Below are 16,237 nucleotides of genomic sequence, written 5' to 3' on the forward strand. Positions count from 1 at the left end.
GTCCGCGCGAGGCGGACCCGCTCAGCCCTCCAGCGAGGGCACGACGTCCGGGTACTCCTCCAGCCACGCCTCGACGCCGGCGGCCGGGTCGTCCGGGTTCTGGTTGACGACCTGGTCCTCCAGGGCGCCGTACTGCTCGTCGTCCAGCTTGATCTTGCTGATCCAGTCGGCGACCTCGGGGTTCTCCTCCGCGAAGCCCTCGGCGCCCAGGAAGTGCAGCCCCTCGGTCTCGCCGAGCGCGCCCTTGGGGTCCTCCAGGTCCTTCACCGGGAAGGCGGAGTTGGCCCAGAATGGACGCCAGAGCGTCACAAGGATGTCCTCCTTGTTGTCCGTGGCCTTCTTCAGCTCGGTGAGCATCGCCTGCGTGGACGACTCCTTGAGGGTGTAGCCGGCCTCGTCGAGCCCGTACTCGGGGATGACCGAGTTCTTCGTGATGTCGGTGAGGCCCGCGCCGGGCTCGATGCCGATGATCTCGCCGTTGAACTTGTCGGTGTTGGCGGCGAGCTCGTCGATCGAGTCGATGTCGGTGTACTCCGGCACCGCGAAGGTCAGCTTCGCGTTGTCGTAGTAGGTGGCCAGGTCCTCGATGTCGCCCTCGTACTGCTTCATGTAGGAGGCGTGCGTCACCTCGGGCCAGGCGGACGGGTAGATGTCCACGTCGCCGTCGGCGAGCGCGGTGTAGAGGACGCCCGCGTCGCTGATCTCCTTGTGCTCGACGGTGTACCCCGCCTCCTGCAGCTTGGCGTCCAGCAGGTAGGCGGTGCTCAGGCCGTCGGTCCACGAGGGGATGTAGCCGAGGGTGATCGTCTTGTCGTCACCGCCGCTGCTGCCGCCGCCGTCCTCGCTGCCGCAGGCGGCCAGCGTCAGGCCGAGCGCCACGACGGAGGTGAGCGCGACGCCGCGGCGGAGATGCTTGCGATGGGTGTTCATCTGAAGAGTTCCTTTCGTCGTCGGGGACGCGAGGATCCCCGAGGTCTGGCTGTCGGTCAGACGCCTGCGCCGACGGCGGGCTTCGCCGCGGTCCTGCGGCTCGTGAGCTTCGTCAGGAGCGCCCTGCCGGTCGGTTGCCCGATCGCGCCGGTCAGGCGGTCCAGGTAGATGGCCAGGATCACGACGGACAGCCCGGCCTCGAACCCGAGCGCCACGTCGATGCGGGAGATCGAGGTGACGACCTCCTGGCCGAGGCCACCCGCGCCGACGAGCCCGGCGACGACGGCCATGGACAGCGAGAGCATGATCACCTGGTTGACGCCGGCCATGATCGTCGGCAGGCCCAGCGGCAGCTGGATGCCGCTGAGGATCTGGCGCGACGTGCCGCCGAAGGCCTCGCCGGCCTCGACGGTCTCTCTGTCGACCTGCCGGATGCCGAGCTCGGTGAGCCGCACCCCCGGCGGGAGCGCGAAGATGATCGTGGCGCAGACACCGGGGGCGACCCCGATCCCGAAGAAGATGACCACCGGCACCAGGTAGACGAACGCGGGCATGGTCTGCATGAAGTCGAGCACCGGTCGCACCACGGCGCTCACGGTGTCGTTCTGCGCCGCCAGGATGCCCACGGGCACGGCGATGACCAGGGCGATCAGCGTGGCGACGAGCACCAGGCTGAGCGTCTCCATCGCCGGTTCCCACATGTCCATGCTGATGATGAGCAGCGTGCCGACGATCGTGAACAGCGCGAACGTCCAGGACCGCACGAGCAGGGCCAGCACGGTGAAGATCACGGCCATGACCAGCGGCGGCGGGCCCAGCAGGATGCTCGAGATCAGGTCGACGAGGAACGTCAGCGCGGCGCTGATGCCGTCGAGCAGGCCCTCGAGGTTGTCGGTGATCCAGTCGACGGCGTCCGCGACGGCGTCACCGATGTGGAGGTCCGGCAGCGGGTTGCCGTCGGCGGCGGCGCGAAGCGTGGGGGACATCAGAGAGCTCCTGCCGTGTCGGGGGCGGACTGGCCGTCGACGGGCCGTTGACCCGTGCCGTCGTCCCGGCTGTCGCCCGGGACGCCGTCGACGCTGTCGGGCACGGAGAGCGCGCTGAGCAGGGTCACCCGCGGGATGACGCCCTGCAGCCGGCCCTGCTCGTCGACGACGGCCAGCGGTGCACGGCTGGCCGCGGCGTCGCCGAGCATCTCGATGAGCGGGGTGTCGGGGGTCACGCGGATGGCGCCCTCGTCGCTCAGCGGGAGCCTGTCGGCGCCCTGCTTGACGGCGTTCGCGACGTCGTCCTCCCAGACCACGCCCTCGAGCCGGCGGTTGCGGCCCGTCACGAGCAGCGCGGGGACCTGGTGCTCGCGGAGCAGCTTGTGCGCGGCCTTGGGGCCGGACTCGACGCCGATGACGGCGGCGGGGCGCTCCATCACCGCGGACGCGGTGAGCACGCGGCTGCGGTCGACGTCCGCGACGAACTGCGCCACGTAGTCGTTGGCGGGCTCGTTGAGGATCTGCTCGGCCGTGCCGACCTGCACGATGCGGCCGTCGCGCATCATGGCGATGCGGTCGCCGAGGCGCATGGCCTCGTTGAGGTCGTGGGTGATGAACAGGATGGTCTTGCCGAGCTCGGACTGGAGCTCCAGCAGCTGGTCCTGCATCTCCTTGCGGATCAGCGGGTCCAGGGCGCTGAACGCCTCGTCCATGAGGAGGACGTCGGTGCCCGCGGCGAGCGCCCGGGCGAGGCCCACGCGCTGGCGCATGCCGCCCGACAGCTCGGAGGGCAGCGAGCCGCCCCAGCCGCCGAGCCCGACCATGCCGAGCGCCTCCTCGGCGCGCTGCTCGCGCTCGGCCTTGCTCACGCCGCGCAGCTGCAGCGGGTAGGCGGCGTTCTCGCCGACGGTGCGGTGCGGCAGCAGCGCGAAGTGCTGGAACACCATGCTCACCTTGGTGCGGCGGACCTCGCGGAGGCCGGCCTTCGACAGGTGGGTGACGTCCTGCCCGTCGATGCTGATCGACCCGGCGGTGGGCTCGAGGAGCCCGTTCACGGTGCGGATCAGGGTGGACTTGCCGGAGCCCGACAGTCCCATGACGACGAAGATCTCGCCGGGCGCGACGTCGAACGTGGCGTCGATGACCGCGGCGGTGAGGCCTTCCTTGCGCAGCCTGGCGCGATCCGCGCCCTCTTCCAACATGCGGACGCCGCGCTGCGGGCGCCGTCCGAAGATCTTCGTCAAACCATGTGCCTGGATGGCTGACACAACTCTCCCGGGGTCGGGGACAAGGGCTGCCCGGTGCGACGGCGACGCTCGTCGACCGGGCGTGGGCGGCGTCGGCACGGGATCACACCGACACGACGCGGCCACACACTGTTCACGACGTTAGGCCATCTCCGGCACCGTCCTGTACCTGCCCCTGGCGAAAGGGTCGTGATCTTTATCATGATGTGACCAACGGGGCACGTGGGGCACGGATCCGTCGCGCTGCCACCCGGATCTGTCCAGCGCCCCGGGCATCCACCTGGAGCCGGTCGCTACGGTGACCTGGTGCCCTCGCTCCTCGGACCGCTCCGGCGTGACCGCGACCGCCTCCATCTCGCGCTGATGCTCGCCCTGACGTTCTCGACCGGGATCGCCGACGCCGTCGGCTATCTCGGCCTCGACCGCGTCTTCACGGGCAACATGACGGGCAACGTCGTCATCCTGGGCATGGCGCTCGCGGGAGGCGACGACCTGCCCGTCGTCGGCCCGCTGCTCGCGCTGGGCACCTTCATGGCCGGTGCGGTGCTCGCCGGCGTGGTGCTGCGCCCCGCGCAGGTGGGGTGGACGGCCCGCACCACCGGGATGTTCGCCACCGTCGGGGCGCTGCTCGCCGCGATCACGGTGCTGCTCGCCGTGTCGGGCGAGGGGATGTCCCACGCCGTGCAGCTCGTCGTGACCGGGTTGCTTGCCCTCGCGATGGGCACGCAGGCGGCGACGGCGCGTCATCTGTCGGTCAAGGACGTCACGACGGTCGTCGTCACGTCGACCATCACCGGGCTGGCCGCCGACTCCCGCCTCGCCGGCGGTCACGGCACGAACTCCGGGCGGCGCATCGCCGCGATCGCCCTCATCTGCGCCGGTGCCGCCGCCGGTGCCCTGCTGCTGCAGGCCCACCTGGCGTGGGGCGTGGGCGTGAGCGCGGTGCTCACGCTCCTCGTCGCCGCCCTCGGACACACCACGGAGGATCCTCGATGACGTTCGTCCCCCCGACCCCCCACCCCACGCGCCCCGACCTGCGCGGCACGTTCGGGATGGCCGCCTCCACGCACTGGCTGGCGAGCGCGAGCGCCCAGTCGGTGCTGGAGCGCGGCGGCACGGCGTTCGACGCCGCCGTCGCGGGGGCGTTCGTGCTGCACGTCGTGGAGCCGCACCTCAACGGACCCGGCGGGGACATGACGGCGATCCTCGCGACAGCGTCCGAGCCCGATCGCCCCCGCGTGCTGATGGGGCAGGGCCCGGCGCCGGCCGGGGCGACGATCGCGCACTACCGCGACGCCGAGGGGTTGGAGCTCGTGCCCGGCTCGGGCGCGCTGGCGGCCGCCGTGCCGGGCGCCGTCGACGCGTGGCTCCTGCTGCTGCGCGACCACGGCACGTGGACCGTGGCCGACGCCCTCGCCCCCGCCATCGGGTACGCGCGCGACGGCCACCCGGTGCTGGCCGCCGTGTGCCGCACGATCGAGGGGGTCGCGGAGCTGTTCCGCGAGCACTGGCCCACGTCGGCCGAGCGCTGGCTGCCGGGCGGTCGGGCGCCGCGGCCGGGCGAGCTCGTCACGAACCACGAGCTGGCGGCCGTGCTCGAGCGCCTCGTGGCCGCCGAGGCCGAGGCCGCCGCCGGCGGCGCCGACCGGGCCGGCGCGGTCGACGCCGCCAGGGCCGCCTGGCGCGCCACCGTGGGCGAGGCCGTCGAGGAGTTCGTGCGCACGCCGCACCGGCACGCCGACGGCCGCGACCACGCGGGGGTGCTCACGGCGGCGGACGTCGCGGGGTTCGAGGCGTCGTTCGAGGACGCGGTGACGGTCGAGTTCCGCGGGCACACGGTGGCCAAGACCGCGGCCTGGGGGCAGGGGCCCGCGCTGCTGGAGGCGCTGCGCATCCTCGACGGGTTCGACGACGCGCGGCTCGACCCGTCGACCGAGCTCGGTGCGCACACCGTGCTCGAGGCGCTGAAGCTCGCGCTGGCCGACCGCGACACGTGGTTCGGCGACGCGGGGTCCGGTGACGAGTCCGGCGCACCCGGCCACGGCGACGAGGTGCCGCTCGACGTCCTGCTCTCCGCGGAGTACGCGGCCGCCCGCCGCGCGCTGATCGGCGACCGCGCGTCCCACGACGTCCGCCCGGGCGCCGTGCCGGGGCGGCCGACGCCGCCGGCCCCGTCCCTGCGCACGTCCTACGCCACCGACGTCCCCGCCGCGGCCCTGCCCGGGGCCCCGGCCGGCGGCCCGGCAGCCGGCGTCGGCGAGCCGACCGTCGTCGTCGGGGCGACCGCGCCCCTCAACGGCGACGGCCTCGAGACCGACGCGACGGGCGCGACCCGCGGCGACACCTGCCACCTGGACGTCGTGGACCGCTGGGGCAACATGATCAGCGCGACGCCGTCGGGCGGCTGGCTGCAGTCCTCCCCCTCGGTGCCGGGCCTCGGCTTCGCCCTGGGCACCCGGCTGCAGATGACGTGGCTGGACGAGTCCTCGCCGTCGGCGCTGGTGCCGGGCCGCCGGCCGCGCACCACGCTCACCCCGACCCTCGTGCTGCGCGACGGCGAACCCGTGCTCGCGTGCGGGTCGCCGGGCGGCGACCAGCAGGACCAGTGGCAGCTCGCGTTCCTGCTGCGCGTGCTCGTGGGCGGGTACACGCCCCAGGAGGCGATCGACGCCCCCGCCCTGCACACGACGTCCGCGCCGGGCTCGTTCTGGCCCCGCACCTGGACGCCCGGCGGCGCCGTCGTCGAGGACCGGCTGGGCGCCGCCGTCCTCGCCGGGCTGGCCGAGCGCGGCCACGTGCTCACGCTCGCCGGCGACTGGGCGCTCGGGCGGCTCAGCGCCGTCACACGCGACCCCGCCACCGGTGTGCTCGGCGCCGCGGCGAACCCTCGCGGCGCCCAGGGGTACGCGGCCGGCCGCTGAGGAACGCGCCCGCCGGGGGGCGGGCGGGCCCGCGACGCACCGCCCACCGCCCTTCCCAGGCCACATCCGAGCGCGCCATGATATGACGCATGTCACACTCGGCGGCCCCGACGGACGAACGCCTCAGCCGGCACGAGTTCCTCACGCTCCTCCACGAGCGGCTGAGGCCACGCACCTACCTGGAGGTCGGGGTCTCCACCGGCAGGAGCCTCGCCCTGTCGTCCGTGCCGCGCGTCGGGGTCGATCCGGCGTACCGGATCGAGACGGAGCTCGAGGGCGACGTCACGCTCGCCCGGACGACCTCGGACGAGTACTTCGCGACGACCGACCCGAAGGACCGGCTCGGCGGCCCCGTCGAGCTGGCGTTCATCGACGGCATGCACGTGTTCGAGTACGCGCTGCGCGACTTCGTCAACGTCGAGAAGCACTGCCGGTGGTCCAGCGTCGTCGTGTTCGACGACATGCTGCCGCGGAACGTCGACGAGGCGGCCAGGGACAGGCACACGCTCGCGTGGACCGGGGACGTGTTCTGGGTCGCCGAGGTGCTGCGCCGGTACCGACCGGACCTCACCGTCCTGCCGGTGGACACCGTGCCGACCGGCGTGGTCGTCGTCCTCGGGGCCGACCCGTCCAGCACCGTGCTCCAGGACCACTACCAGGAGATCCTCGACCAGTACGTGCACGACGACCCGCAGCCCGTCCCCGACGCCATCCTGCGCAGGCAGGACGCGTGGGACGCCCGCACCCTGATCCGCCGACCCGTCTGGGGCCTCCTGCACCGCGGCGACCGCCCCTGGCGCCGGCGCGAGCGCGGCCTCGCGGAGATCCAGGAGGCGCTGCACCAGCCCGACGACTACCGGCGCCGGCGGCGGGCGGCGCGCGAGAAGGCCCAGCACGTGGTGCGGAACGTCCGGGCCGGCCGGGTACGGCCGGGCACCACCCCCGTAGCCCCGGCCGAGACGCCCGCGGACACCGCGCAGTCCCTGCTCGCGGCGACGACGCAGGCAGGCCTCGAGGCGCCGCGGCGGATCGCGCTCCTCGCGCGAGGTCGCAGGCCCGCGCTCGCCCGGGAGATCCGGGCGCTGCGCCCGGGGATCAAGGTCGTCCAGGTCGACGCCAGGGCCCGGGCCGCGGACGTCCGGCTGGCGCTGGCGAGCGCCGGGAGGCTCGACGCGGTCGTCGACCTGACCCCGGACCGCGACGGCCGCGCGGCGCGGGCCCGCGAGCTGCTGCCGCACGTCCGCAAGGGCGGCGTGCTCGTGCTCCCCGACGCCGCGGGGGGCGACGGCGTGGACGTGCGGACGATCCCCACGCTCGCGCGGGTCGGGGTGCACGGCACGCACCTGTGGCTGCGGGCCTGCCACAACGCCGCCGAGGTCGAGTCGTTCTTCGCCGAGCGCGGCTTCGAGGTCCTGTTCCCGGAGGACTACCCGATCGCCGAGCAGGCGCAGCTGTTCCGTTTCGCCCGCGACGTGGCGGGCTTCGGCGGCAGCGCGATGTTCAACGTCGCCTTCGCGACGGAGCCCGCGCGGGTGTGCCTGATCTCCGCCGAGACCTACTCGCCGCAGAACGAGGCGATGATCGCCGCCGCCAACGGCCACCGGCTCACCATGGTGTGGTGCCACGCGGACGTCCCGCATGGGTCGGGCACCGGGGTCGACAGCCGGATGCACACCCCGTTCACCTTCGACTTCGATCGCGAGGGCGCGTTCCTGAAGCGCGTGCTCGACGAGCCGCTGCCCGCCTGACGCCGGGCCCGGCCCCGTCGGACCGCCGACGGACCCGGACCCGGCAGGGTGGTCAGCCCAGCGTCACGGCGTCGAGCGCGTCGACCATGCCGTCGCCGAAGAACGAGTTCTCCTGCGGCGTCCCGACGCACGTCGGCCCCACGGGCGTGGTGCCGCACGGGCGGTCGTCGGCCTGGTCGCGCACGGCCTGCTCGAGCTGTGCGGGCGACCAGTCCGGGTGCGTCGACGTCATGAGCGCGAGCACGCCCGCGACGTGCGGCGACGCCATGGACGTGCCGCTCTTGGTGTCCCACGTGCCGTTCAGCTCGGTCGAGACGATGGCGCTGCCCGGCGCCGCGACGTCGATCTTGCCGAGGCCACGGTTGGAGAACGAGCTCAGCGCCCCGGTGCTCGTCACCGACGAGACCGTCACCACGCCGTCGGCCTCCGCGGGGATGTCCTCGCAGCCCGAGTTGATGGTGCGGTCCACGGCGGTGGAGTCGTTGGGGCTCGCCGTGTCGCGCGTGTTGGTCGCCAGGTCCGTGGACGCGTTGCCGGCCGCCGCGGCGTGCACGGCGCCCCGGTGGGTGGAGAAGTCGATCGCGCGCCGCACGGCCTCCTTCACCGCGGCCTGGTCGGGCTGGTCCTCGCACCAGTACATGAACGGGTCGATGTAGTACGAGTTGTTGGTGACGTCCATGCCGTGCAGGCCCGCCCAGACGAAGCCGCAGACGGCGTACTCGGGGTAGATGAAGCCGTCGTCGTTGACGACCTTCACCGACGCCATCTTCACGCCCGGCGCGACGCCGACGATGCCCAGCCCGTTGTCGGCGGCCGCGATCGTCCCGGCCACGTGGGTGCCGTGGTCGGACGTCGTGGGCAGCCAGCCGGTGGCCGACGTGTCGGGGCGCCCCGCCGCGGTGCAGTTCACGGAGGCGGCCGTGTCGACCTGCGTGGCGAGGTCGGGGTGCGTGACGTCGATGCCGGAGTCGAGGACGCCGACCAGGACGTCGGGCGAGCCGGGGTCGATCTCGATCGCCTGGTCGGCCTTGATCATCGCCATGTCCCACTGCGTGGCCTCGCCCGGGTCCGGGACGGCCGTCGCGCCGGCGCCGTCCGCGGTGGCCGCGCCGGGCTTCTTGGTGACCTTCGACGTCCAGGGGCCGCCCCGGGCCCCGGGGACGTCGGCGGCCGCGGCGGGCGTGCCCTCGCTCACCGGGACGGTGCGGGTGACGCCGACGGACTCGACGGCGTGCCCGCGCGCGAGGCGCACGACGTCGGCGCGGAAGTCCGCGCGCGCCGCGTGCGCCACCACGACGCCGATCTCCGGCCACGACTGGACGACGACGCCGCCCGCGGCCTCGACGGCCCGCTCCGCGAGACGCGTCTGGCCGGGGTTGGCGTGCTTGGCGTTGACGACGTAGGAGAACGTCTGGCCGTCGGGGGTGGCGACCGGGACCGGGGTGGACGGCGGCTCGGCCGCGGTGCCGCCGGCGACGGCGGCGCTGCCGGCGCCCGCGACCAGAAGGGCCGTGGCGGCCCCGACGGCGACCAGACGCGCGCGATGGGTGGTGCGCAGACTCATGGTGTCCCCTTCGTGAGTGCGACCGCGTCGTTGCGGCCGTCAGGGGCGACAGTAGGACGGCCGACGGGAAAATGTGCGCCGAAGCCGCCTCGACGCAGGACGGCGGCCCGTCGGCGTCAGGTCCCGCGGCCCGAGCGGAGCGCGGCGCGGACGCCGTCGGCGACCTCGGGGGCGAGCGTGCGTGCGAACGTCGCGGTGAGGTGCCCGTGGTCGAAGTAGGCGACCACGCCGCCGATCACGGGGTGGCAGGCCTCCTCGTCGCAAATGAGGTCGGTGACCTCCCGCACCGTCACCAGCCCGGAGTCGTCCGCGTGCCCCGCCGCGGCGAGGGGGTCCGGCTCGAGCGCCTGCGACGGCGGCGCCCCGCAGTCGTCCCAGGACACGGGGCCGGTGGCGAGGCAGTCGGGCACGCTGTCCGGCATCGCGGGGGTGTCCCGCAGCACGAGCACCGGGATGCCGGCGTCGGTGAACGTGGCCAGCGTGTCGGCGTACGCGGCCTGGGCGGCGTCCGCCTGCTCGCCCTCCGGGACCTCCGCCAGGAGCTGGTTGGTGCGCGCCGACACGACCACCAGGTCGTAGCCGCCCGAGACGACGGAGCCCACCGCCCACCGCGTCGTGTCGAGGCAGCCCTGCGCGTCGTCGGCGGCGTCGTACTCCAGGAGCCGCTCGACCGGGTAGCACGACGACTGCAGGTACGTGTCGACCTGCCAGTCCCCCGCGTCCTCCCCCGCCTCCAGCGCGGGCGCCCAGTGGCCCGCGTGCGAGTTGCCGAGCAGCGCGACCCGCACCGGGGCGTCGTCGGAGCCGTACGTGCAGCTGTTCCGGGTGGTGAACGGCGGGTCGTTCCAGCAGTCGTCCGCGTACACGGCCGGCTTGTCCTGCGCGGCCGCCTCCGGCGGCGTGAGCAGGCCGCGGACGTCGCAGGACGGGTCGCGGGCCGCTCCGGCCCCCGCGCACGCTCCGGCGTCGGCGACCCGGGCCGGGGCGGACGCGACGGCCTCGCGCGCACGCTGGTCGGAGGCCGACGCCGCCGAGACCCCCCAGACCGCCGTGACTCCGACGCACACCGCGAGCAGCCCGAACGTCGCCGCGCGCCTGCGCACCAGCACCGGCCGGCGGCGCAGCGGGTCCTCGACCCACCGCTTGGTCACGGCGGCCAGCACGAGCGACGCCACGACGACGGCCACCAGCTCGACGCCGTCCAGCGCGCGGCCGAGCGCGTAGGGCACGACGACGATCAGCGGCCAGTGCCACAGGTACACGCTGTACGACACGTCGCCCAGCCACTGCACGGGCCGCAGCGCGAGCAGGCCGCCGGGCCCGCCGCGCGCACCGTCGGCGGCCGCCGCGATCACCAGGGCGGTCCCCACCGTCGGCAGGGCGGCCGCGACGCCGGGGAACGGCGTGGACCCGTCGAAGAGGACCACCGCGGCCACGACGGCGGCCAGGCCCGTCCAGGCCGCCGCCGCCCGGGCCGGCGCCGACAGCCGCCACGGGCGGACCGTCACCGCCGCCGCGACGAGACCGCCCAGCGCGAGCTCCCACAGCCGCGTCGTCGTGACGAAGTACGCCGAGGACGGGTTCGTCGCCGTCAGGTGCACCGACCACGCGAGCGACACGACGACGACCAGCCCCACCACCGCCGTCGGGAGCCACGTCGCGAGGCCTGCCGGGATCCGTGCCGGACGCCCTGCCGCGAGAGAGGTGCCGCGCCGGCGCAGGCGCACCGCGAGCCAGGCCGTCAGCCCGATCAGCACCGGCCACAGCACGTAGAACTGCTCCTCGACCGACAGCGACCAGTAGTGCTGCACCGGCGACGCCAGCTCCTCGGCCGCCAGGTAGTCCGTCGCCGAGCGCGCCAGCGCCCAGTTCTCCACGTACAGCGCCGCGGCCGCGACCTCCCGCGCCACGCGGGCGTGCACCGTGGACGGCAGCCACAGCAGGGTCGCCGCCATGGTCGCCACCAGGACCACCGTCGCCGCGGGGATGAGGCGGCGCACCCGCCGCGCCCAGAACTCCAGCAGGTCGCCCGGCCCGCGCACCGGCCGGCGCAGCAGGTGCGACGTGATGAGGAAGCCGGAGATGACGAAGAAGACGTCCACGCCCACGTAGCCGCCCGTCACCGTGCCCGGCAGCAGGTGGTAGACCAGCACCGCGCTCACCGCCAGCGCGCGCAGCCCCTGCACGTCGGTGCGGACCTCGGTGGGGGCGGACGTCGAGGCGGAGACGCGCTCGGGCGCCCCGGCGGGTGCGGACAACGGCGAGCTCCTCACGGTCGCGGCCGGACCGACGGATGCTACCCGACCACCTATGGCGACGCGGGCGCGGCGCCCTTCCCCCGCGTTGCCGAGGTCGCCATGATGTGTGGCATGTCACGGAAGGCACGCACCGCGCAGACCCGGCTGAGCAGGCACGAGCTCCTCGCAGCGCTGCACGAACGCCTGCGACCGCGCACGTATCTCGAGGTCGGGGTGTCCACGGGCTCGAGCCTCCGGCTCTCGTCGGTGCCGAGCATCGGCATCGACCCCGCCTTCACGATCAGGTCGGAGATCTCCGGGAAGGTGCACCTCGCCCGCACCACCTCCGACGAGTACTTCGCGACGACCGACCCGAAGGAGTGGCTCGGGGGCCCCGTCGACCTCGCCTTCATCGACGGCATGCACCTCTTCGAGTACGCACTGCGTGACTTCATCAACGTCGAGAAGCACTGCCGGTGGTCCAGCGTCGTCGTGTTCGACGACATGCTGCCGCGGAACGTCGACGAGGCGGCCCGCGACAGGCACACGGGCGCCTGGGCCGGGGACGTGTTCTGGCTTATCGAGGTGCTGCGCCGGTACCGACCGGACCTCACCGTGCTGCCGGTGGACACCGTGCCGACCGGCGTGGTCGTCGTCCTCGGGGCCGACCCGTCCAGCACCGTGCTCCAGGACCACTACCAGGAGATCCTCGACCAGTACGTGCACGACGACCCGCAGCCCGTCCCCGACGCCATCCTGCGCAGGCAGGACGCGTGGGACGCCCGCACCCTGATCCGCCGACCCGTCTGGGGCCTCCTGCACCGCGGCGACCGCCCCTGGCGCCGGCGCGAGCGCGGCCTCGCGGAGATCCAGGAGGCGCTGCACCAGCCCGACGACTACCGCCGCCGCCGGCGGGCGGCGCGCGAGAAGGCCCAGCAGGTCAGGGACCGCGCGCTGCGCGCCGCCCGCCGGACGGGCCGCCTGGAGGGCCGCCGCGCGGGCTGACGCCCTCGGCGCCGGTGCTGGACGGCGCGGTCAGGACAGGCTCGCGGTCACGGCCTTGGAGAGGTACGGCTCGAGCGTGCGGGAGAACGTCGCGGTGAGGTGCGACGCGTCGAAGTACGTCACCACGCCACCGATCACCGCGGGGCACGTCTCCTCGGTGCAGGCGTAGCCGGACAGGTCGAGCGTCGACAGGGCCGGGTCGTCAAGCTTCTCGGCCGCGTCGTACAGCGGGTCGGGCTCGAGCCAGTCCGACCGGGCGCCGCCGCAGTCGGCGGGCGAGTCCGCGGCCGCCAGGCAGTCGGGCACCGACGGGATCGTGTGCTTCGGGTACGGCATGTCGCGCACGACGAGCGCGGGCGTGCCCGTGGCCGTGAGGTCCTCGAGGTAGCGCGCGTACCCGTCGGCGATCGCCTCGTCGCTCTCGTCCGCCGGCACCCCGGCGGCCGCGAACGGCGTCAGCTGCGACGTCACCACCAGGTCGAAGTCACCCTTCCCGACCTCGTCGAGGACGCGCTGGCCCCACGCGTGGCACCCCTCGGAGTCCTGGGGCGTCTCGAACTGCCACGTGATGTCCGACGTCGGGCACTGCGACGCGACCACCGTCGTGAGGGACCAGCCCTTCTCCGTCGCCAGTTCCTGCAGCGGAGGGAGCAGGTTGCCGGCGTGCGAGTTGCCGACGAGGGCGATGCGGGTCTCGGCCCCCTCGTCGCCGTAGTGGCACGTCGTGGTGCCCTCGAACGGCGGCGACTCCCAGCAGCCGTCCTCGTAGGCGCTCGGCTTGTCGTCGGCGGCCTCGGCCGGGGACAGCAGGAGGTCGCCGTCCGTGGCGCAGTCGGCGCCCGGCGCCATGGCGCCGGCTCCGACGCACGGCCCCTGCGCGGCCGCGGCGGCCTGCGCGATGTTCGCCTCGGCGGCACGGTCGAGGGCGTACGCGCCCCCGACGGACAGCCCGCCGATGACGACCGACGCCGCCAGCGCCGTCGTGATCGCGCGGCCGGACCCGCCGCGCCCCCGGCGGAAGCGGTCCTCGACGAACGGCTTGGTGAGACCGGCGAGCACCAGCGCGGCGACGAGGATGCCGACCCGCTCCAGCAGCCCCGGCTGGTGCCCCAGCGCGAAGGGGACGAGCACCACGAGCGGCCAGTGCCACAGGTACACCGAGTACGAGACGTCGCCGAGCCACTGCACGGGCGCGGTGTCACCGATCGTGCGCGGCGACCACCGGGAGCGCTCGCAGCTCGCCACGATCACCAGGGCGCAGCCCAGCACGGGGAGCGCGGCCGTGTACCCGGGGAACGGGAGCGCGCCGTCGTAGGCCACGGCGGCGACGACGATCATCGCGATCCCGGCCCAGGCGAGGGGGGTGCGCCAGCGGGCCGCGACCTGGAGGCCGAGCGTCGCGATGAGCGCGCCGGCGCCGAGCTCCCAGATCCGGGTGGGGGTGATGAAGTACGCGCTCGCCGGGCGCAGGGCCGTCGCGACGACCGACCACGCCAGGGACGCGGCCACGATCACAGCGATCGCCACCGAGGCGCGCCGGGCGAGGTCGCCGCCACGCCGGGCGACGAACCACGCGACGCCGACGAGCACGAGCGGCCACAGGAGGTAGAACTGCTCCTCCACGGACAGCGACCAGTAGTGCTGGACCGGGGACGCCGCGGCCTCCGCCCCGAGGTAGTCCACGGACGACGCCGCCAGGGACCAGTTCTCGACGTAGAGCGCGGCCGCGCCGACCTCCTTCAGCGTGTCCGCCCACGTGGTGCTCGGCGCCACGACGAACGTGGCCGCCACGGTCACCAGGAGCACGAGGAACGACGCCGGCAGGAGCCGGCGGACCCGCCGCGCCCAGAAGTCCGCGAGGTCGCGGCCGCGGCGCGGCGGGCGCCGCAGGAGGTGCGAGGTGATGAGGAAGCCCGAGATGACGAAGAAGACGTCCACGCCGACGAAGCCGCCCGTCAGCCTGCCCGGCCACAGGTGGTACAGCACGACGATGCCGACGGCGATCGCGCGGAGCGCCTGGATGTCCTTGCGGGTCCCGCCTGCGCGGGGCGCGGCGCTCGAGGCACTCCGCTCCTGCGTCTGAGCAGTTTCCAGCACACCAGGCCTTCCGTCGGTCGTCGGCCCCGCCGCGGAGCCCGGGCCATCCTAGGCCCCGTCGTGCCGAGGGGTGAACGTGGGGCCCGGCGCCGGGACGCCCGAGGGCCGGGACCGCGTCGCGGTCCCGGCCCTCGTCCCGGCGCCCCGTCGGGCCGTGTCAGCGGAGCCCGTGATGCTCCCACGTCGGCCGCTCGGGGGCGTCCCGGTCGACGGGTCCGGCGCCCGTCGTGGCCTCCGGCGCCGCGGAGCGCAGCGCCCTGGCCGTCCACGGACCGGCGATGTGGTCGGTAGTCAGCGCGGTCCACGTGCCGCCCGAGACGACGAAGCTCAGCTGCACCTCCGCGCCCTCGGTCCCCGTGTACCAGGCGACGCCGAGCTGGTCGAGGTCGGTCCCCGCCTCGTCCGCGCGGTACCCGATGGTGCCCGCGCTGCCGAGCACCGAGCGCGCCATGGCGAGGGTCACCGGCTGGCCGTTCGCGAGCCGGTCCCGCAGCTGCGTGAACTCCGCCTCGGTCGCCACGTCGTCGGTGGCCACCGCGGGCTCCTCCCAGGCCGCCCACCGGCCGACGGTCTTCCACGTGCCCGCCGAGGTCTTCGCGAAGTCCACGTTCAGGAAGCCGTCCGGCGACGGGGTCGGCCACAGGAGCCAGACAAGGTCCGACGACGACCCGGGCGCGTCGAAGTAGTACGCGATCGTCCCGGCGGTGCCGAAGGTGCGCCGCACGTGATCGATGGAGTTCCCGATCGCGACCCTGTCGAACTCGGCCCGGGTCGCCTTGTCCGCCGTCCGCTTCGCGTCCTCGCCCCAGAAGGCGACGCGCGTGTCGACCTTCCACGTACCCGAGCTGTTCTTGACGAAGTACACCTGGACCCAGCCGTCGGTGGACTCGGTGGGCCATTCCAGGACCACAGCGTCGTGCTCGGTGCCGGGTGCCTCGTAGGTCTCGACCACGGTGCCGGCGGTGCCGAAGGTCTGGCGCGTGTACGTGATGCTGTTGCCCTGCTTGACCTTGCCGAACTCCGCGCTCGTGGCCTTGTCGGCCGTGCGCTTTGCCGAGTTGCCCCAGCTCGCGTACTTGGCCACGAGGTACCAGGTGCCGGACGTGCGGCGGAGGAACTCGACCTCCACCGTCCCGTCCTTGTAGTACGTCGGGAACCGGACCTTCACGTAGTCGTTCCTCGTCCCCGCCACGTCGATCCGGTCGACGACCGTGCCGTTCGTGCCGAAGGTGGACCGCACGTACTGGATCGAGTTCCCGTACGCCACCTTGGCGAACTCCCTCGACGTGACCACGTTCGACGGGACGGCCGCCGTCGCGGTCACCGGGACGGCGAGCCCCACGGCGATCACCGCGGCGACGGCGGTGCTGAGAATGCGCTTCATCGAGCCCTCTTCCTCTTCGAGTTCAGCGCTCATCATGAGGGAGACAGGTGCCCGAGGACAGGGTGAAGTTTGCCGGGTTTGCCGAGACACGACGACGCCGGGGACCGCGGCGCGGTCC

The 16,237-nt window shown here is 73.8% G+C and carries 11 protein-coding genes; 4 read left to right on the forward strand and 7 right to left on the reverse strand.

The features are described from left to right. Positions 1-21 precede the first annotated feature (21 nt). From ACFUVW_RS12390 to ACFUVW_RS12400, 3 genes are read right to left on the reverse strand one after another with little or no spacing between them, the layout of a single operon-like run. Positions 22-930: a glycine betaine ABC transporter substrate-binding protein gene (locus tag ACFUVW_RS12390; protein WP_430571629.1), complete on the reverse strand. Its 909-nt coding sequence runs from the start codon at positions 928-930 to the stop codon at positions 22-24. A 56-nt stretch (positions 931-986) separates the two neighbouring features. Further along, positions 987-1,916: an ABC transporter permease gene (locus ACFUVW_RS12395; protein WP_430571630.1), complete on the reverse strand. Its 930-nt coding sequence runs from the start codon at positions 1,914-1,916 to the stop codon at positions 987-989. Further along, positions 1,916-3,184, reverse strand: coding sequence for a glycine betaine/L-proline ABC transporter ATP-binding protein (locus ACFUVW_RS12400; protein WP_430571631.1), 1,269 nt, complete (start codon positions 3,182-3,184; stop codon positions 1,916-1,918). Before ACFUVW_RS12400 ends, ACFUVW_RS12395 begins: the two co-directional genes overlap by 1 nt. Positions 3,185-3,469: 285 nt before the next feature. On the opposite strand from ACFUVW_RS12400, the gene ACFUVW_RS12405 reads away from it, so the two are divergent. The 3 genes from ACFUVW_RS12405 (at position 3,470) to ACFUVW_RS12415 (ending at position 7,832) form a co-directional block, all read left to right on the forward strand. After that, positions 3,470-4,159: a YoaK family protein gene (locus tag ACFUVW_RS12405; protein ID WP_430571632.1), complete on the forward strand. Its 690-nt coding sequence runs from the start codon at positions 3,470-3,472 to the stop codon at positions 4,157-4,159. Further along, positions 4,156-6,084: a gamma-glutamyltransferase family protein gene (locus ACFUVW_RS12410; protein WP_430571633.1), complete on the forward strand. Its 1,929-nt coding sequence runs from the start codon at positions 4,156-4,158 to the stop codon at positions 6,082-6,084. The genes ACFUVW_RS12405 and ACFUVW_RS12410 overlap by 4 nt, the downstream gene beginning before the upstream one ends. A gap of 89 nt (positions 6,085-6,173) precedes the next feature. After that, positions 6,174-7,832: a class I SAM-dependent methyltransferase gene (locus ACFUVW_RS12415; protein WP_430571634.1), complete on the forward strand. Its 1,659-nt coding sequence runs from the start codon at positions 6,174-6,176 to the stop codon at positions 7,830-7,832. A 52-nt stretch (positions 7,833-7,884) separates the two neighbouring features. On the opposite strand, the gene ACFUVW_RS12420 is transcribed toward ACFUVW_RS12415, so the two are convergent. Next, complete coding sequence (locus ACFUVW_RS12420; protein ID WP_430571635.1) at positions 7,885-9,396, reverse strand: S8 family serine peptidase; 1,512 nt, start codon at positions 9,394-9,396, stop codon at positions 7,885-7,887. Positions 9,397-9,512: 116 nt separating this feature from the next. Further along, on the reverse strand, positions 9,513-11,654 hold the full coding sequence (locus ACFUVW_RS12425; protein WP_430571636.1) for an acyltransferase family protein: 2,142 nt from the start codon (positions 11,652-11,654) through the stop codon (positions 9,513-9,515). 111 nt (positions 11,655-11,765) lie between these two features. On the opposite strand from ACFUVW_RS12425, the gene ACFUVW_RS12430 reads away from it, so the two are divergent. Next, complete coding sequence (locus ACFUVW_RS12430) at positions 11,766-12,638, forward strand: class I SAM-dependent methyltransferase (protein WP_430571637.1); 873 nt, start codon at positions 11,766-11,768, stop codon at positions 12,636-12,638. A gap of 30 nt (positions 12,639-12,668) precedes the next feature. On the opposite strand, the gene ACFUVW_RS12435 is transcribed toward ACFUVW_RS12430, so the two are convergent. Both ACFUVW_RS12435 and ACFUVW_RS12440 read right to left on the reverse strand, forming a co-directional pair. Next, positions 12,669-14,735: an acyltransferase family protein gene (locus ACFUVW_RS12435; RefSeq protein ID WP_430571638.1), complete on the reverse strand. Its 2,067-nt coding sequence runs from the start codon at positions 14,733-14,735 to the stop codon at positions 12,669-12,671. Positions 14,736-14,892: 157 nt separating this feature from the next. Continuing rightward, a complete protein-coding gene (locus ACFUVW_RS12440) occupies positions 14,893-16,119 on the reverse strand; it encodes a hypothetical protein (RefSeq protein WP_430571639.1) in 1,227 nt (408 codons plus the stop codon). Positions 16,120-16,237 lie beyond the last annotated feature (118 nt).

Origin of the sequence: Isoptericola sp. NPDC057391, assembly GCF_042668085.1 — a bacterium.
In the GTDB taxonomy this organism is placed as follows: Bacteria; Actinomycetota; Actinomycetes; order Actinomycetales; family Cellulomonadaceae; genus Isoptericola.